14 protein-coding genes are annotated in these 17182 nt (G+C 66.1%); 7 read left to right on the forward strand and 7 right to left on the reverse strand.

Annotated elements, in window-relative coordinates:
* Positions 1–13: 13 nt before the first annotated feature.
* Positions 14–940, forward strand: coding sequence for a LysR family transcriptional regulator (locus PIGHUM_RS15795; protein ID WP_124080531.1), 927 nt, complete (start codon positions 14–16; stop codon positions 938–940).
* Positions 941–949: 9 nt separating this feature from the next.
* Here the strand turns inward: PIGHUM_RS15795 and PIGHUM_RS15800 are convergent, their stop codons facing one another.
* A complete protein-coding gene (locus tag PIGHUM_RS15800) occupies positions 950–2374 on the reverse strand; it encodes an aldehyde dehydrogenase family protein (protein ID WP_425466732.1) in 1425 nt (474 codons plus the stop codon).
* A gap of 26 nt (positions 2375–2400) precedes the next feature.
* On the reverse strand, positions 2401–3897 hold the full coding sequence (locus tag PIGHUM_RS15805) for a UbiD family decarboxylase (protein WP_124080533.1): 1497 nt from the start codon (positions 3895–3897) through the stop codon (positions 2401–2403).
* A 680-nt stretch (positions 3898–4577) separates the two neighbouring features.
* Between PIGHUM_RS15805 and nspC the strand changes: the two genes are divergently transcribed.
* Together nspC and PIGHUM_RS15815 are read left to right on the forward strand one after the other, a co-directional pair.
* The gene (nspC, locus tag PIGHUM_RS15810) at positions 4578–5681 is read left to right on the forward strand and encodes a carboxynorspermidine decarboxylase (RefSeq protein WP_124080534.1); all 1104 of its coding nucleotides are present in this window, start codon (positions 4578–4580) and stop codon (positions 5679–5681) included.
* Between the two features lie 35 nt (positions 5682–5716).
* Complete coding sequence (locus PIGHUM_RS15815) at positions 5717–6982, forward strand: saccharopine dehydrogenase family protein (protein ID WP_124080535.1); 1266 nt, start codon at positions 5717–5719, stop codon at positions 6980–6982.
* A gap of 60 nt (positions 6983–7042) precedes the next feature.
* Here the strand turns inward: PIGHUM_RS15815 and PIGHUM_RS15820 are convergent, their stop codons facing one another.
* The 3 genes from PIGHUM_RS15820 to PIGHUM_RS15830 all read right to left on the reverse strand — a co-directional run bounded on the left by PIGHUM_RS15820 (position 7043) and on the right by PIGHUM_RS15830 (position 11126).
* Positions 7043–9115: a TonB-dependent receptor family protein gene (locus PIGHUM_RS15820; RefSeq protein WP_187697798.1), complete on the reverse strand. Its 2073-nt coding sequence runs from the start codon at positions 9113–9115 to the stop codon at positions 7043–7045.
* 48 nt (positions 9116–9163) lie between these two features.
* Positions 9164–10624 (reverse strand): PepSY-associated TM helix domain-containing protein, encoded by a 1461-nt coding sequence (locus tag PIGHUM_RS15825; protein WP_124080537.1) that lies wholly within the window; start codon positions 10622–10624, stop codon positions 9164–9166.
* A gap of 106 nt (positions 10625–10730) precedes the next feature.
* Positions 10731–11126, reverse strand: a complete 396-nt coding sequence (locus PIGHUM_RS15830; RefSeq protein ID WP_124080538.1) for a DUF2946 domain-containing protein — start codon at positions 11124–11126, stop codon at positions 10731–10733.
* 400 nt (positions 11127–11526) lie between these two features.
* On the opposite strand from PIGHUM_RS15830, the gene PIGHUM_RS15835 reads away from it, so the two are divergent.
* Entirely contained in the window at positions 11527–12555 is a 1029-nt protein-coding gene (locus PIGHUM_RS15835) for an amidohydrolase family protein (protein WP_160142306.1), read from the forward strand.
* Between the two features lie 45 nt (positions 12556–12600).
* Here the strand turns inward: PIGHUM_RS15835 and PIGHUM_RS15840 are convergent, their stop codons facing one another.
* Positions 12601–13566: a VOC family protein gene (locus PIGHUM_RS15840; RefSeq protein WP_124080540.1), complete on the reverse strand. Its 966-nt coding sequence runs from the start codon at positions 13564–13566 to the stop codon at positions 12601–12603.
* A 253-nt stretch (positions 13567–13819) separates the two neighbouring features.
* Here PIGHUM_RS15840 and PIGHUM_RS15845 point away from each other — a divergent pair, with 253 nt between their 5' ends.
* Genes PIGHUM_RS15845 through PIGHUM_RS15855 form a run of 3 tightly spaced genes read left to right on the forward strand, consistent with a single transcriptional unit; the run spans position 13820 to position 15996 of the window.
* Positions 13820–14590 (forward strand): alpha/beta fold hydrolase, encoded by a 771-nt coding sequence (locus PIGHUM_RS15845; protein ID WP_124080541.1) that lies wholly within the window; start codon positions 13820–13822, stop codon positions 14588–14590.
* A 40-nt stretch (positions 14591–14630) separates the two neighbouring features.
* Complete coding sequence (locus PIGHUM_RS15850; RefSeq protein WP_124080542.1) at positions 14631–15047, forward strand: VOC family protein; 417 nt, start codon at positions 14631–14633, stop codon at positions 15045–15047.
* Between the two features lie 10 nt (positions 15048–15057).
* Positions 15058–15996 carry a 2-hydroxyacid dehydrogenase gene (locus tag PIGHUM_RS15855; protein ID WP_124080543.1) on the forward strand — a complete coding sequence of 313 codons (939 nt, stop codon included), beginning with the start codon at positions 15058–15060 and terminating at the stop codon, positions 15994–15996.
* Here the strand turns inward: PIGHUM_RS15855 and PIGHUM_RS15860 are convergent.
* Positions 15979–16995: a LysR substrate-binding domain-containing protein gene (locus PIGHUM_RS15860; protein WP_124080544.1), complete on the reverse strand. Its 1017-nt coding sequence runs from the start codon at positions 16993–16995 to the stop codon at positions 15979–15981. The genes PIGHUM_RS15855 and PIGHUM_RS15860 overlap by 18 nt on opposite strands.
* Between the last annotated feature and the right edge of the window lie 187 nt (positions 16996–17182).

The raw sequence follows: 17182 nt of genomic DNA on the forward strand, positions 1-17182 counted from the left end.
CGTGCCGGGTGCCATGAGCCAGCTCCTCGACCATTTCGATCTCAACCTGCTGGTGGTGTTCGAGGCACTCTACCTGGAACGCAACGTCACCCGGGCCGGCGAGCGCATCGGCATGTCCCAGCCTTCCATGAGCCATGCCTTGAACCGGCTCAGGAAGCAGACCGGCGATGCCCTGTTCACGCGCGTCGGCGGCGAGATGTATCCGACGCGCTACGCCCAGCAGATGGCGTCCAACGTGCTGCAGGCGCTGGAACTGCTGCGGGCGGGGATGGACCGCGTCAACGATTTCGACCCGGCCACCTCGCAGCGCACGTTCAAGCTGCTGATGTCGGATTTCGCCCAGTTGCTGGTGATCCCGGCGCTGCTCTCGCGCATCGCCGAGACGGCACCCAACGTCAAACTGGAAGTCAGCAGCATCGGGCGCGAACACTATCGCGACGCGCTCGAATCGGGCGAGGCGGATCTCGCCGTCGGCCACTTGCAGGAATTGCAGAGCGGCTTCTACCAGCTGGGCCTGTTCGTGGACGAGCACGTTTGCGTGCTGGGCCCGAAGTCGGCGTACCGGGGCGACAGCATGTCCCTCGACGCTTATCTGCAGGCCAATCACGTGCTGGTCACCGCCAACAAGACCGACATCAACATCGACAAGGAACTGGCGCGCCAAGGCCTGCACCGGCAGATCCGGCTGCGCGTCCCGAGCTACCTGCTCCTGCCGGCCATCATGGCCGAGACCGACATGTTCGTGACCGTGCCGCGCGTGATCGCGCGCCGCGTCATCGCCCAGGCGGGCGGGGGCAGGCAACTGCCGCTGCCGTTCAAGACGCCGCAGGTCAACCTGCGGGCCTTCTGGCACGTGGGCATGCACAGCGACTCGGGCAACCGCTGGCTGCGCGGCATGGTCGCGGGCCTGCCCTCCCTGCCCCGCCCCGAAGCGCCCTGAGCTCCCGCCCTACATGGCCTGGTAGGCAGTCTTGACGGTGGTGTAGAACTCCACCGCATAGCGGCCCTGCTCGCGCGAGCCGTAGCTGGATGCCTTGCGGCCGCCGAACGCGGCGGTGTAGTCCACGCCCGCGGTCGGACAGTTGACCATTACCATGCCGGCCTCGGCGTGGCGCCGGAAATGCTGCGCATGCTTGAGCGAGGTCGTGCAGATGCCCGCCGACAGCCCGAAGGGCGTGTCGTTGGCCACGGCCAGGGCTTCCTCGTAGTCCTTCACGCGGATCACCGCGGCCACCGGACCGAAGATCTCCTCGCGCGCGATGGTCATGTCGTTGCGCACCTCGGTGAACAGCGCGGGCTGCAGGTAGAACCCCCTGGTCGCGCGCTCGAGCGGCGCGCCGCCCCAGGCCAGATGCGCCTCGCCGCGGCCGATGTCCAGATAGCGCAGGTCCTGCTCGTACTGGCGCTGGTCCACCACCGGGCCGATGGTCGTGCCGGGCTTGCGCGCATCGTCCACCACCTGGGCCGCCAGGGCCTCGGCCAGGCCGGCAACGAACCTGTCGTGAATGGCGTCCTCGACGATGAGGCGCGAGGACGCCGTGCAGCGCTGCCCGGTTCCGTAATAGGCGCCATCGAGCGCCACTTGCACGGCCCGGTCGATATCCGCGTCCGCCAGCACCACCAGCGGATTCTTGCCGCCCATCTCCATCTGCACCTTGGCCCCGCGCGCCGCCGCGCCTTGCAGCACCTTGGCCCCGGTCTCCACGGAGCCCGTGAAGCTGATCGCGTCCACGCCGGGGTTGTCGATGATCTCCGCGCCCACCACGGAACCGCGTCCCATGACCAGGTTGAAGACTCCCGGCGGCGCGCCCGCCTCGTGGATGATGCGGGCCAGTTCCCAGGCGCAGCCGGGCACGAGGTCGGCGGGCTTGAGCACGACGGCATTGCCCCAGGCCAGGGCCGGCGCGATCTTCCAGGTGGGAATGCCGATCGGGAAATTCCACGGCGTGATCAGCCCGACCACGCCGACCGGTTCGCGCGTGACCTGGATCTCGATCCCCGGCCGGCTGCTGTCGTAGCGCTCGCCCGGGCCGCGCAGCGCCTCGCCCGCATAGAAGCGGAAGAGCTGGACCGCGCGCAGCACCTCGCCGGCGGCTTCGCGCAGCGTCTTGCCCTCCTCGCGCGCCAGCAGATCGGCCAGCTTGCCGGCCTCGGCCTCGATGCCGGCAGCCACCTTGTACAGCAGGTCCGCCCGCGCCTGCGGCGGCGTCAGCCCCCAGGCCTTGCCGGCGCCGCGCGCGGCGGCGATGGCGTCGCGGCAGTCCGCGACCGTCGCGCGCGCATACTCGCCGATGACGTCGCCGAGATCGGAAGGATTGATGTTGAGGAACGGCTCGCCCGTCCGCCATTCGCCGCCGATGAGATTGGGATGCAGGGCCATGATGAGGTCGGTCCTTGGAATCAGTCTTCGTGGAAATGCGTGATGGAAGGCGCAGCGCCCGGCAGTCCCAGTTCGGCCCAGCGCGCGGCCACGCGCTCGTAGGTGCCGCGCGACAGGCGCGCCCGCCTGGACTGCGTGGCGCGATACCGGTGCGGCAGGCAGGCGTCGATCAACGCCTTGGAGCCATAGGGACGCGCGTCGGGCGCCAGGCTCGGGTCGGTTCGGTAGGACCACGTCTTGCGCAGGATGTCGATATCGTCGGCCGGGTTGGAATGCACGCTCATCGCCCACATCACCTCGCCGATATTGGTGGGATCCACGTCGTCGTCCACCGCCACGATCCAGCGGATCACGTAGGCCGCGGCCGGACATTGCGCGGCCAGCGCCAGCACCTGCGCCACATGGCCGGCATAGAGCTGCTTCATCGACACCACCATCAGCCCTGCGGCCGACGCGGATGCGGGATAGACGTAGACGCCGGCGATGCCCGGCACGCCCATCGCATCCAGGTTGTCCCAGACGCGGGCCGAACGCATGACGGCGTGGTACTCGCCGATCTCGCACGACGGCCAGGTAGCCATCAGCGCGGCCGTAAGGATGGGGTTGTGGCGGTAGTGCACGCGTTCGACCTGGATCACCGCGCGCAAGTCCGTCTTGCCCGAGTAGTAGCCGTGGAACTCGCCCAGCGGCCCTTCACGCTCGACGTCGTCCGGGTGGATGAAGCCCTCGACCACCATCTCGGCCCGCGCCAGCAGCGGCAGATCCGAAAGATCGGCCGCCGTCACCTGCATGGGCTCGCCCGCCAGCCCGCCGGCCGCGTCGATCTCGCTCTCCCCGTGGGCGTAAACCTGCGTGGCCGCGATGAACATGGCCGGATCCACGCCATAGGTCGTCACGACCGGACACGGCAGGCCCCGCTTCCACCAGGCCTCGCAGTTCTGCGCGCCGTGGCGCCCCGGCACCATGTTCAGCCCCAGGCGGCGCGGGCCGTGCAGCATCTGCCGATACACCCCGCCATTGACCACGCCCGTGTCGGGATTCCGGATGAACGTCACATTGCCCGTGCCGAGATACCGCCCGCCGTCGCCGGGCCAGAACTTGGGCGCGGGAAAGCGGGTTAGATCGATGTCGTCGCCCGCCAGCGTCGTCTCGCGCACCGGCGCGGCCGCGGCAGCCACCTCCACCGGCGCGATGCGGCGGCTGCCTATCCTGCGTGTCTCGGTAACCAGCTCGCGCACCGGCAGCGCGGGATCCAGCCCTACCGCCAGCGCGTACCGCTCCTTCGAAGCCGCCAGCATGTTCGACAACACCCGCGCCCCCATGCCGTCGCCCGTGAGCTTGTCGAACAGGAACGCGGGCGACCCCGGCTGCCGGCTGCCCAGGAAGGTAATGGCGGACAGCTCTTCGACCGGATCGACCTCGGCTCCGATGCGCGCCAGGCCGCCGTGTCGTTCGACGAGGTCGAGCCAGGAACGCAGGTCGCGCGATGACGAAGCGGGAGCGGTATCGGGAGGCATGGCGAGCCTTGGGAAGAGTCTGCGGGAAGAGGTCAATCAAGCTGCGTATCGGCAAACTCTACCGAAGAACCCGGTTGGATCACATGTCCTGGAGTGAATACTGGGTATGGCGGTCGCGCATGGCCCGTCCAGCCCTGTCAACAATGCCGCTGCTCCGAAATCGATTGTGATACGATCGCACGTTGTTGACGGGTCGCCGCCATGCAGGCCCCGTATGACCCGAGCCCGGCGTCGTCCTGCTCGTGGTCCGGCAGCGAACGGGCTGCTCAAGCCGCCTTTGGCGCAATGCTGCAAGAAGTCTTGGCCCAGGCCTTCGCCGGGTCCGTCACTGGTTGGAGAGGACGCTATGAGTCGTGACGCCCTCTTCCAATTGGGGATCGTTCTAGCATCGCTGAACACTACCCAAACGGAAGACAGAACTATTTCGGCCGGAACGCGAACGGCACTCGCGTCGATGCCGCATGAGCCTGCTCTGTCGTTCGGCGAAACCAGCAGGCGCACGCCGGCACCGCCACCTCATTACGGCCGAATGCGCACCTGAGACGCACCCGTCTCAAATACGCCACCGCCCGCCCTCGGCACGGCCGGACTCCGGATCGATCGCCGACTGCGGAAACCACCCCAAACCCGGAATCATGCGCGCATGGCCTCGCGGCCACCATGCGCCACATCGCTTTGCCATGCTGAAGACACCTTATTACCTCATCGACAAGCGCGCTTTGCTCCGCAACCTGGAGATCGTCCGCCGCGTCCGCGAGCAATCGGGAGCGAAAGTCCTGCTTGCGCTGAAGTGCTTCGCGACGTGGAGCGTCTTCGACCTCATGCGCGAGTACATGGACGGGACGACGTCGTCCTCGCTGTTCGAAGTCCGGCTGGGCCGCGAGAAATTCGGCGGCGAGACGCATGCTTACAGCGTGGCCTACGCCGAGCACGAGATCGACGCGGTGATCGCCAGCGCGGACAAGATCATCTTCAATTCGCTCGGCCAGCTCGCACGCTACGCGGAGCGCGCCGCGGCGGCGGGGCTCCCGCGAGGACTGCGCCTGAACCCGGGCATCAGCGTCTCGGGCTATGACCTGGCCAACCCCGCCCGGCCGTTCAGCCGCCTGGGCGAAATGGACAAGGACAGGATCGGCCAGGCCATGCCGATGATCGACGGCTTCATGATCCACAACAACTGCGAGAACCGCGATTTCCCCCGCTTCGATGCGCTGCTTGCCGAGGTCGAGCGCCGTTATGGCGACCTGCTTGGCCAGGTCGATTGGGTCAGCCTGGGGGGAGGGATTCATTTCAGCGGGCCGGATTATCCGCTGGACGCTTTTTGCGATCGGCTGCGCCGGTTCGCCGAGCGCTACGGCGTCCAGGTGTACCTGGAGCCGGGCGAAGCCGTGGTGGCGGACACCGCGACGCTGGAAGTCTCGGTGCTGGACGTCATGCACAACGAGAAAGACCTGGCCATCGTCGATGCGGCGACCGAGGCCCACATGCTCGATCTGCTCATCTATCGGCTCAACGCGCGGGTGGAGCCGGACGCGGGCGCCCACCGCTACGTTGTCTACGGGAACACATGCCTGGCAGGAGACGTGTTCGGCGAGTACGGCTTCGAGGAACCGCTCCGGCCGGGCTCCCGCATCTCGATCCGGGATGCCGCGGGATACACGATGGTGAAGAAGAACTGGTTCAACGGCGTGCGCATGCCCGCCATCGCCATCCGCGAGCTGGATGGCGAAATCCGACTGGTCCGCGAATTCTGCTACCAGGATTACGTAGACAGCCTGTCGTGACGGGCTGGCTCGATTTTGATTGAACGAGGTCGAAGATGAAACGAAACGTCCTGATCATCGGCGCCGGCGGGGTGGCGCACGTGGTTGCGCACAAATGCGCCCAGCACAACGCGGTTCTGGGCGAGGTCCATATCGCCTCGCGAACGCCGGCGAAGGCGCAGAACATCGTTCGTTCGATCCAGGCCCGACACGGCATGAACCACCCGGGCCTCGTCCAGGCCCACGGCCTGAATGCGCTCGATGTCCGGGCGACCGCCGCGCTCATCCGCGCCACCGGCGCCCGCATCGTGATCCAGGCGGGAACGTCGTTCCTGAACATGTCGGTGCTCGCCGCCTGCATCGAGACCGGCGCCGCGTACATCGACACCGCCATCCACGAAGATCCCTCGAAGACCTGCGAAGCCCCGCCGTGGTACGCGAACTACGAATGGAAGCAGGCGCAGGCCTGCGCGGCGGCGGGGGTGACCGCCGTCCTGGGCGCGGGCTTCGACCCCGGTGTGGTCAACGCCTATGCGCGGCTGGCGGTGGATGAGCTGTTCGACGAGGTCCGGTCGATCGACATCATCGACACCAACGCGGGTTCCCATGAAAAATACTTCGCCACCAACTTCGATCCGGAGATCAACTTCCGCGAATTCACCGGGTCGGTCTGGTCATGGCAGCAGGGCCGCTGGCAAGAGAACCGCATGTTCGAGGAACGCCGCGAGTGGGAGCTTCCCGTCGTCGGCCGCCAGACCACCTATCTGACCGGACACGACGAGATCCATTCGCTCTCGACCCACCTGAACGTTCCGGACATCCGGTTCTGGATGGGCTTCAGCGATCACTACATCAACGTGTTCACCGTGCTGAACTCGCTCGGGCTGCTCTCCGAGAAGCCGGTGCGCACGGACGGCGGCCAGGAGGTCGTCCCGCTGAAGGTGGTGAAGGCCGTGCTGCCCGATCCGGCTTCGCTGGCCAGCTCCTACCAGGGCAAGACCTGCATCGGCGACCTGATCCGCGGCGTCAAGGACGGCAAGCCGCATGAAGCGCTCATCTACAACGTCTGCGATCATCAGGCTGCCTACCGCGAGGTAGGCAGCCAGGCCGTCTCCTACACCGCGGGCGTCCCGGCTGCCGCGGCGGCCCTGCTCATCGCCAGTGGGGTCTGGGACACCGGGAGCATGAACAATATCGAACAGCTTCCGCCGCGCCCGTGGCTGCAACTGCTCGAAACGATGGGCCTGCCGACGCGGATCCGCGATGCGTTCGGCGACCGCAAGCTCTTGAGCCCCTGCGGCGCGCTGCTGAAGGCCGCGTGACCACCGCGGGACCGCCCCTCGGGGCGGTCCGTGACCTGGAAGGGCCTTCGTGAAAACCCGTCACCACTTGTACTGCAGGCCGGCATGGACGGAGCGGCCGGAACCCGGGTTGAAAAGCGCCGACGTGGCGGTCGCCGTGCCCGCCACCGCCACGTTGGCGATGTAGCGCCTGTTCGACAGATTGCGTCCTTCGACGTATCCCGACCACCCCGGCTTCGCATTGGCATAGCCGACCCTGACGTTCAGCAGCACGTACGGGTCGACCGTTTCCGTGTTGGCATTGTCCGCATAGTAGGCCTTCGGCATCCATTCCACGTTCGGCCCGGCGTAGAAGCCGCCGGGATGCTTGTACAGCACTTCGGCGCGAATGGCGTGCATCGGCACACCGGGCAGGCGATTGCCGCCGTACTGGGGGTCGCCGTCGAAGTGGAAGTCGCTGTAGGTATAGGCGGCGTTGAACCAGAACCGGTCGCCCCGCTCGAAGGCCGATTCGAGAAAGGCCGCGCCGAACCCCAGTTCGATGCCCTGGTGGACGGTGCGGCCGGCGTTCACCACGGTGCAAGGGCTCCACGGCGCCGTGGTCAGGCACTGCAGTTCGTTCCTGATGCCTGCGCGGTAGAACGAGATGTCCCAGGTGAGGTCCCGGCGCCGCCCGCGCGTGCCGATTTCGTAAGTGGTCGCCGTCTGCGCTTTCAGCTCCGAGCTGGCCGGTGTGGCAAAGGTGTTGGCGTCGAAGGTCGGCGCCTCGGCGCTGCGCGAGACATTGGCGAAGACCTGCCAGGCGGGATCGACGTCCCACAACACGCCGACCTTCGGACTGAAGTTGCCGTAGCTGCGGCGGCCGGACTGGTCGCCATCCGACAGGAAGCGGTCCTCCCGCTCGCGCACGGCGTGCTGGAACTGCGCGCCCGCCACCACGGCAACGCCGCGTCCGACGAAGAAGGTGTTCTCCGCGTAGGCGGAAATGTTCTTCGACGTATCGATCATGGACGCGGCCAGCGCACCCTTCCTGGCGCCCGTCAGATTGACGTACTGGTTCGTGTCGATCGAGCCATTGTGCACATTGAAGCCCGCAACCAGCCGGTTGCGAAAGCCGGCTATCGTCCTGTCGTCGGCCGCGCGCACGAAACCGCCGTAGTCATTGACGCGGTAGTCGAGCCATTGGTAGATCGGGTGCATCACGTGACGGTGAACGCCGAAGACGCCGAACTCCAGCGTGGTGGGCCCGAAGCGGAGCGTGGTCTTGTCGGCGAGACGGATCGAATCGATGTTGCGCTGCTGGTCGAGCCGCTCGAATTCGGCATCCGCGGTCCGCGGATCATGCAGCGCGGCGTCCTTGGTCACCTCGCCCGGCAGCCGCTGGCGTATCCGGTTGACGTTCAGGTAGAGGCGCGTCTCGGCATCCGCCGAAAAGCGGTAGCCGATATTGCCGCTGGCCCGCTGCTGGTCGCCGTCGCTGTGGTCGCGGTAGCCGTCGAAGCGCTGCGCGGATGCGGTGATGAAATAGTCGAACGCTCCATGAGCCGCGCCGGCGCTTGCCTGCGCGCGTCGATAGCCGAAGCTGCCCACATCGATGCGCCCTTCGAACGGTGCGGCGTCCCGGCCCGTCGGCGTAACGAAGTTGATCGCGCCGCCCAGCGAGTTGCTGCCATAGCGCAAGGCATTGGCGCCCTTGTAGACTTCCACATACCGATAGGCGGTCGGATCGATCTCGAAATTGTCCACCAATCCGTCCGAGGTATTGATCGGGATGCCGTCCATGTACAGGTTCAGCCCGCGGTTGCCGTAGTTGCGGGAAAGGCCGGAGCCGCGGATCGACATGCGGGCATCGTCGCCATAGCGAGACTGAACGAAGATGCCCGGCACCCATCCCAGGACATCCTTGACGGTCTGCGCCGGGGCGTTCTTGAACTGAGTGTCGGGCACGACGGCGACGCCGCCGGGCGTGCGTTCGATGTCGGCGATGGCCTGCTCCGTGTCCGGGACGGTCAGGGAGCCTGCGCCATCATCCGGCTGCGAGTCGCCGGTGACGGTCACGGCGGGCAGGACTTGCTGGGCATTCGCCATGCGCGGCGCGGCGATCATGCCCAGGCCCGCAATCATCGCGCACAAGGCGCGGAACAGAAAAGACATGGTTTGCTCCATACGAGAATGTCAGGCTGCGGGGGATCCCCCCACGCGTCAGCGCATCGCGCGCCGCTTCAAGGCCAGGCTGTCCAGCGCCCATACCAGCAGCATCGTCCCGCCCATGAGCGGAAAGACCATGCCGAGGGCGGCCAGGCCGATCTTCCATCGGCGCATCGTCACTGGCGTGGGCAACCTGGCGGGTGCGCCGAGGGCTTTCTGCGGCCGCCGTTTCCACCACATCACGAATCCCGTGATGGCCATGCCGGCCAAGCCCAGAGAGATGAGCGCGCAGACCAGCTGGTTGGCCAGGCCGAAGTAACGGCCCATGTGCAGGGACGTCCCGTACGACACCAAGCGGGAAACCGCGCCGTAGTCGTCGTAGCCGATTTCTTCCAGCACTTCGCCGCTGTACTGGTCGATATGCAGGACGTGCTCGCGCTTCGGGTCGGGAGGGAAATAGGAAACGGTGTAGACGCCGGATGGCGTCGAGGGAAAGGCCACGTCGTATCCGCGGGGGATGCCGTTCGCCCGGACGATGTCGAGTATGCGGTCCAGCGGCAATGCCGCTGCCGAGCCGCCAGCAGGACCGGATCCGGGCACTGTCGTGGCACCGACCGCCCAAGGCGTGCTCGGCAGCGGCAGGTCGTCCATGACCATGGGGGGCATGCCGTCCATGCCCCGCCCGCCGGCGACCGCATCGCCATGCTGCGCGTGGTTGGCCGGCCGGGCAAGCTGCCGTCCGGGAATCGTCGATTGCCGCGTCGAACCGCCCCAGACGCCAGGAGGCGAACCCAGGTTTGCGCGCGTGGCCAGCGACTTGAACTGCTCTCCCCACGAGCCGGACCACGGCAGGCCCGTGAGAATGAAGGCCACCGCGCCGGCGGCCAGCCAGATGCCCATCACGGCGTGCACACTCTTCCAGAATGCCCGGCCGCGCCAATCCAGCCGCGGCCACAGCGTGCCGCGCCAGGTCAAAGCGCCGCGCGGCCACCACAGGGCGATGCCGGTGCCGACCATCACCAGGGTCCAGCAGGCCGCCAGCTCCATCAGCAGCTCGCCCGGCTTGCCGAGCAGCAGCTTGCGATGAATCATCCGGACACGCTGCATGAAGCGTTGCTCCACGCTCAGCGTGCCCAGCATCTCGCCGGTATAGGGGTTCAGGTAGACGCTGTGCTGCCGGCCGTCGGGATAGCGGAAAACGAATTCCGCACTGCGCTCCGGATCGGAGCCGACGGCCGCGGCAGCGGGGCGCGATCCGGGCGGCACCGCGGCTTCGGCCCGCGCGAGCAAGTCATCCTCGGAGAGCCTGGGCGTCGTGGCAGGGGCCACGAGCAGCCGGCCGGGATACAACAGCGGATCGATCTGCGGTTGGAAGCAATACAGCGTGCCCGTGACGGCCAGCACCGTCAGGAAGGGCATGACGAACAGCGCCGCATAGAAGTGCCAGCGCCACAGCGTGCGATAGGCGGCGCTCCGAGCGGCCGCCGGCCGATCGGAAAAGTAAGGGGTGTGCATGAGTCGCCTCGGGCCCGGCCTGGCGGCCGGATTCGGGTTCTTCCTGGCGAATGAGCTCGCCTCGATGCGCCCAGGTAGCGCATCGAGACATCAGAGACTCGAGGGATCAGGAAAAACGCGGCGGGGCGCGGGGCTGGCCGGAGGGAAACGCGCCTATCGGCGTGAAGCGGCGCAGCGGCGGCAGCAACAGCGCCAGCATGACGAGCAACAGCGGAAACGGCATCGCGGGCGGCACGGGCAGCAAGGCCGCATCGTGCGTCAGCAGGCCGCAGTAGCCGCAATCCTCCAGGTCCGCCTGGTGATGCGACGAGTCATGCTGCTTGTCCAGCTTGAGAATGGAAACGATGGCCGATTGCCCCGGCGTATCCGCTTCGGTGCAGATCGGCACCGTGACGCTCCACGTCGCCGCCAGGAAGTGGCTGACCGTCGGCGCGCAGACGAGCAGCAGCATGGCAATGATGCCAAGCCATGCTGTGAATCGCTTGCGGTATGCGGAAACCATCGTCGGAGCATCTGAGAAAAAGCGCTGGCCGGATGGACCGAAAGGGCCGCCGCGCTCGAGGCATTGAATTCTACTGAAAATCCCGGGGAAGGAAAGCCGTGGCAGATACGGACCGGCCGTGCCCGGACTCCATTCTTCCGGGCTCAGGAAAGATGTATTCCAGTTTCGGCGATTTACGCCCGTGGCCTCGACTTCTAACCTACGCGGCAGTCGAGTCCGCCGCCGCCCAGGAGGCGCGAACCCATCGATGAGAAAAACCACTGGAGACAGCTCCATGCCTTATCGCAAACCCACGGTCGCCTCCTCCCCAGGCGCAATGTCTTCGAACGAGCAAGAGCCGGCTTCGGACTCCCCCCATGGGTCCGGCTTGGGATGCCTCTGCTGCTCGCGCCGTCGATTCATGACGCTGGCCGGCGCTGCAATGCTGAGCACGCCCTCGCTGACCCGGGCCGCCACTGCGCCGTCCGAGCCCCGGGCACCGCATCGCATCGATGTCCACCATCACATCTTTCCCCCGAAATACGTCGAGATCGCGCGCGAGCGCATCCTGTCGTTCGCGCCGAACTTCGCCCATGTGCTGAAGTGGACGCCGGCGCAGTCGCTCGAGATGATGGATCGGTCCGGCATCCGCACCGCCATGGTTTCCCTGTCGAACCCCGGCACGTGGTTCGGCGATGTATCGGAAGCGCGCCATCTGGCGCGCCTGGCCAACGATTACGCGGCCGGGATGCGGCGGGACCATCCCGAACGCTTCGGTGTGCTGGCATCGCTGTCGCTGCCTGACGTCGAGGGCAGTCTGAAGGAAATTGCCTACGCCTATGACGTGCTCGAGGTCGATGGAGTCGGCCTGCTCACCAGCTACGAAGACAAGTGGCCCGGCGACGACGCATTCGCACCGGTCTTCCAGGAGCTCAACCGCCGCAAAGCCACCGTATTCTTCCATCCCACCTCCGCGGCTTGCTGTTCGGCGTTGATGGAGGGCGTAGCGCCGCCGCTGATCGAATACATGTTCGATACCACCCGCGCCATCGTCAGTCTTTTGTTGAGCGGCGCGCTCTCGAAGTACCGGGACATCAAGTTCATTTTTTCCCATGCCGGCGGCGCTACGGCCCCGCTGATTCAGCGCATCCTGTTCCACACCACGGTCAACAAGGTCGTCGCCGAGCGTTTGCCCGATGGCGCCCTGGCCGATCTCAAGCGGCTCTATTTCGATGCCGCGACGTCGACCAGCCCCGCGAACCTTGGCGCGATTCTCGATCTTGCCGGTACGGACCGCATCGTTCTAGGGACCGACTTCCCGTACTTGCCGCCACAGACCACGCTGCCCGGCCTGATGAAGTTCGGCTTTGCCAGCGAAGACCTCGAGAAAATCGAACGGACCAATGCGCTGACCCTGTTTCCAAGGCTGAAGACGAGTGCCGCGGGCTAGCGCCCGCACAGGCGGCACGCAGGCGACCCCGGCAGGCATGCCGCCTCAAAGCAGATAGGGGAGGTCTTCCTCGCTGGCCGATGCAATGACTTCCGGGCGCCAATCCCGATCGACGTACAGTTGCATGACCAGCCCATCCGTATCGGCAACGCTGACGGCGCGGCGGGACGCATGGTTCACCTCGCGCACGATGGTCGCGCCCAGGCGTTCGGCGCCGCGCATGGCCGCGTCGAGGTCGCGCTCGGACCAGACCTCGACCCCGACGTGGTGCATGCCTGCCGGGGCCTGGGCCTGCCTGATCAAGGCGATGTCGCCAGTGCTGGCCGATCCGGCCAGCAGCACGCACGGGCCGCTCCTGTCGCCGAAGTAGGTCTTCAGCCCCGCCACCGTCGTATAGAACTCGAACATCGCGTCGAAATCCCGCACGCTCAGCCCGATGTGGGTCACCCGCTTGCCCTGCACCAGCGCGCCCTCCAGCCGCTTGAGCCTGGGATGCGGATTCACCAGGCAACGGGCGTCGGGGACGTTGGTGACACCAGGCTCCCATTTCGGCTTCTGCTTGATGATGATGCCCTTGCGGGCCTCTTCCCAGTCTTCGACCACGTCCGCGTAGAACTCGACGGCGTTGCCATCCGGATCGCGCATGTAGATGGAATGGGCCACGTCGTGATCGGCGGCCCGCATCGGGCCGATCCCGTCCGCCACGGCCCGCTTGTAGCTCTCCACCAGCGCGGCTTCCGATTCGACCTCGAACGCCAGATGGTTGAGTCCGGGCTTCTGGCCCTCGGGGGCGTAATGGCTGCGCAGGTCGATCAGGGCGAAATCGTGATAGGTGTTGCCGTTGCTCAGGAAACTGGCCAGGTTGTCGGGCTGCCGGTACGCTTCGGCAAAGCCGAAGACATCGCGATAGAAGTCGCAAGCCTTGACATAGTCGCTGACGAACTGGTTCGAATGAGCCAGCCTGCGCGGGGAGAAGTACACGGGCCGGTCTTTTGCTTGAATGGGATTCATGGATAAAGGCCTGGGGATTCGGGACGTCGGTTCAGTTCAGGGCGGGCGTCTCGAGCGGGAATCGAGCACGCAATCACCATAAGGCCCGATCGATGGAAGGACAAACGATTTATCGTGCGCGATAGGATGAGCGAGCCTCAACCGTGGCGCATGAGTACGGCTAATCCGACGCGTGATTATTTTTGCGTTGCGCCATACCCGTAGATGGCGGCAAGATCGCCCTTCATCTTTTTCTCCGGCGCCGCGATCTTCCATGCCCTACCTGCCCAGGCAAGACAGCGTTCTGTACTACGAGGTGCACGGCCACGGGGCGCCTGTCGTTCTCTTGCATGGGGTCGGGGGCAACCATGCAAGCTGGTTCTACCAGATCGAGGCCTGGTCCCGGAACTTCCAGCTCATCGCCGTCGATGCGCGCGGGTTCGGCAATTCGTCGGACGTGGAAGGCGCGGGGCGCAGCGCATTCACGGACGACCTCGCCCATCTTCTCGATGAGCTCGGCCTGGCGAGGACCGCGCTCGTCGCGCAATCCATGGGCGGCGGCACCGCCGCCGATTTCGCCTGCCGCCATCCGTCCAGGGTATCGGCGCTGGTGCTGGCCGATACCCTGACCTGGCTCGCTCCGCCGCCGGACCTGGCCGGCGCGCTCGCCGAGGCGCGGCGGGCGGCAGCCGGGCTGAGCCAATCCGAACGAGTGCTGGGCGCCACCTTCCGCCGCACCAGGCCCGCCTTGAGCGAACTCTACCTGCAGATCGCCAGCTTCAACCGCTACACCTTCAAGACCCTGGCCGGCGAACAGGCCCGGCACGCGCCGGACGAGCTCGCCGCCACCGGCATCCCGATCTGCTTCGTGGCGGGAGAGGAAGACGTGCTCTTTCCTCCCGCGCTCATCGCGCAGACCTGCCGGGCCGTTCGAGGCTCGAACCTGATATGCGTGCCCCAGGCGGGGCATTCGGCATACTTCGAAGCCCCGGAGGCCTTCAACCGCGAGGTCGGCGACTGGCTGCGCGCGCACATCGGCAGTTGAGGCGCCCTCCTACCACCACTGACCCATCCGGAGTTTTCTATTGGAACCCGTTCCCTTTCATTTGGCGTTTCCCGTCCGGGATCTCGCGGAGGCCCGGCACTTCTACGGCGAGGTGCTCGGCTGCCTCGAAGGCCGCAGCACGGACCACTGGATCGATTTCTCGCTCTATGGCAACCAGATCGTTGCCCATCTGTGCGAATCGGCAGGCGCATCCTCGCGCAGCGATGTCGATGGGCATGGCGTGCCTGTTCCGCATTTCGGAGTGGTCCTGTCCATGGGAGCTTTCGACGAACTGGCCGAGCGGGTGCGCCGGGCGGGCATCCGCTTCGAGCTCGAGCCGCAGGTCCGCTTCAAGGGACTGGCAGGCGAACAGGCGACCATGTTTTTCAAGGATCCCTCCGGCAACGCGCTGGAGTTCAAGGCGCTTGCCGACATGGGCCGGCTCTTTGCCAAATAGCCGCCAGAATATGGAAATACTTTTTGCAATGAAAGGGGTGGAGACGCAAACGTGGCTGTCGGCGCTGCGCACCGCCCTGCCTGCGGCCCGCATCCGGGTCTGGGCCGAGGGCGACGACGCGCCCGCGGACTACATCCTGTTCTGGAAGGAACACCCTGGTGCGCTGGCGCCGCGTCCCGGCGTCAAGGCGATTTTCAATATGGGCGCGGGCGTCGATGCATTGATACGGCTGCATCGCGAGCACGGTGACGCCATCATGCGCGACGTGCCGATCGTGCGCCTCGAAGATGCCGGCATGGCCAGGCAAATGGCGCAATGCGCCGCATACTATGCCCTGCGCTATCTGCGCCGGTTCGACCTATATGACGAACAGGCGCGGCGCGCCTTGTGGCAGCCGCTCGACGCGCCATCCGCCGACACGTTCATCATCGGCGTCCTGGGCGCGGGCAAGCTCGGCCTGCCCGTGGCCCGGACATTGGCCGACATGGGCTTTCCCGTGCGCTTGTACAGCCGCACCGAAAAAAGCCTGCCGGGCATCGCCACCTATGCGGGCACCGCCAGCCTGGAGGCCTTCGCCACCGGCGCGACGATGCTCGTCAACCTGCTGCCGCATACGCCGGACACCGAAGGCATTCTGAACGCCAGCCTCTTCTCGCGCATGGCCGATGGCGGCTACCTGCTCAATCTGGCGCGCGGAGATCACCTGGTCGAATCCGATCTTCTCGACGCGCTCGCGCGCGGCAAGCTCGCCCGCGCGGCACTCGACGTGTTCAGAACGGAGCCGCTTCCCAAGGAGCATCCATTCTGGCGGCATCCCCGCCTCGACCTGACGCCGCACATCTCGGCCCGCACCTTGATCAGCGAAAGCGTTGCCCAGGTTGCGGACAAGATCCGGCGCAGCCAGCACGGCGAAGCGCTGGACGGGCTCGATCTACAACGAGGCTATTGAATCGTTCTCGCCCGTCTGTCCGGCCGTCTCGCTCCGCGGCGCGGCCACGTGCGGCGCGGCGGCTCCCGTGGCCTGTGAAAGCAGCCAGTCGCGCAGGGCGGCGACTGCAGGGTCGCCCTGCGCGGAGGTCCGCACCAGCAGATGATATTCGCCGGCGCTGACGACCGGAGCGTCCACCGGACAGATGAGGCCGTCGCTTTCCGGCAGGTTGTCGCATATCACGCTGGGCACCAGCGCCACGCCTTTTCCTTCCTTCGCCGCCTGCAGGGTCATGAAGAAGTGGCCGTAGTCGAGCATCTCGCCATCCTCCGGCAAGCTTATGCCATGGCAGAAGAACCAGTCTTTCCAGGCATTCTTGCGGGTGGCGTTGTTGAGCAGCCGGAACTGGAGCAGATCGCGGGGGTGGCGCACCGGGCCGGCCTGTTCGGCGAGCGCCCTCGACAAGACGGGCACCAGGATATCGTCGAACAAAGGGTAGGCCTCGACTTCGTTCCAGCTCGCCGCCAGTTCCAGGTCGATGCGTGGGCAAAGCGGGCCGTATCTCTTGCCGGGAAAGCGGCCGACGCGGATGGCCATGTCCGCGCCTCTGTTCTTCAGGTTCGCCGGCTCGATGGACGAAATGACGTGGACCTCGACGTCGGGATGCAGCTCATTGAAATGCGCCAGGCGCGGCATCAGCCAGTAGGCGCCGAGCGTGGGCAGTACGTCTATCGTCAGGATCCGGTGCGATTCGGCCAGGCATTTCCTGGTCGCATCCGCGACGATGCCCAGCGCTTGCTGGATCGATTCCAGGTACTTGCTGCCCGCCTCGGTCAGCTCCACGCGCCGGGTCAAACGGATGAACAGCTTCTGCTTGAGGAAGTCTTCCAGCAGGCGGACCTGGCGTGAGATGGCGCCTTGCGTCAGATGCAGTTCCTGGGCCGCGAGCGTGAAGGAAAGCAGGCGTCCGGCGGCTTCAAAGGCGCGTAGCGCCAACAATGGGGGCAGGCGTTGCGGCATGGGGAGCTGAAATGAGTTGGCGGCGGGAGCTTGCCGATTCTCCCATCTTCCATGAGTGAAATTCAAGCGTGCAAGCAGGATAAATGGTTTGTCGCCGAATACCCGCGTCTTTAGGATGAGCACTCCCGCTTACCTGCCGCGCCCCTTGTGGAACAGCGGCACAGCTTTGGCCACAGGTACTATTCAT

Origin of the sequence: Pigmentiphaga humi (genome assembly GCF_900606115.1) — a bacterium.
GTDB lineage: Bacteria > Pseudomonadota > Gammaproteobacteria > Burkholderiales > Burkholderiaceae_B > Pigmentiphaga > Pigmentiphaga humi.

Excerpts from the sequence above, each read along its gene's own strand:
- PIGHUM_RS15795 (WP_124080531.1), top strand. The coding sequence starts at position 14 with ATGAGCCAGCTCCTCGACCATTTCGATCTCAACCTGCTGGTGGTGTTC.
- PIGHUM_RS15805 (WP_124080533.1), bottom strand. The coding sequence starts at position 3,897 with ATGCCTCCCGATACCGCTCCCGCTTCGTCATCGCGCGACCTGCGTTCC.
- nspC (WP_124080534.1), top strand. The coding sequence starts at position 4,578 with ATGCTGAAGACACCTTATTACCTCATCGACAAGCGCGCTTTGCTCCGC.
- PIGHUM_RS15815 (WP_124080535.1), top strand. The coding sequence starts at position 5,717 with ATGAAACGAAACGTCCTGATCATCGGCGCCGGCGGGGTGGCGCACGTG.
- PIGHUM_RS15820 (WP_187697798.1), bottom strand. The coding sequence starts at position 9,115 with ATGTCTTTTCTGTTCCGCGCCTTGTGCGCGATGATTGCGGGCCTGGGC.
- PIGHUM_RS15825 (WP_124080537.1), bottom strand. The coding sequence starts at position 10,624 with ATGCACACCCCTTACTTTTCCGATCGGCCGGCGGCCGCTCGGAGCGCC.
- PIGHUM_RS15830 (WP_124080538.1), bottom strand. The coding sequence starts at position 11,126 with ATGGTTTCCGCATACCGCAAGCGATTCACAGCATGGCTTGGCATCATT.
- PIGHUM_RS15835 (WP_160142306.1), top strand. The coding sequence starts at position 11,527 with ATGACGCTGGCCGGCGCTGCAATGCTGAGCACGCCCTCGCTGACCCGG.
- PIGHUM_RS15840 (WP_124080540.1), bottom strand. The coding sequence starts at position 13,566 with ATGAATCCCATTCAAGCAAAAGACCGGCCCGTGTACTTCTCCCCGCGC.
- PIGHUM_RS15845 (WP_124080541.1), top strand. The coding sequence starts at position 13,820 with ATGCCCTACCTGCCCAGGCAAGACAGCGTTCTGTACTACGAGGTGCAC.
- PIGHUM_RS15855 (WP_124080543.1), top strand. The coding sequence starts at position 15,058 with ATGGAAATACTTTTTGCAATGAAAGGGGTGGAGACGCAAACGTGGCTG.
- PIGHUM_RS15860 (WP_124080544.1), bottom strand. The coding sequence starts at position 16,995 with ATGCCGCAACGCCTGCCCCCATTGTTGGCGCTACGCGCCTTTGAAGCC.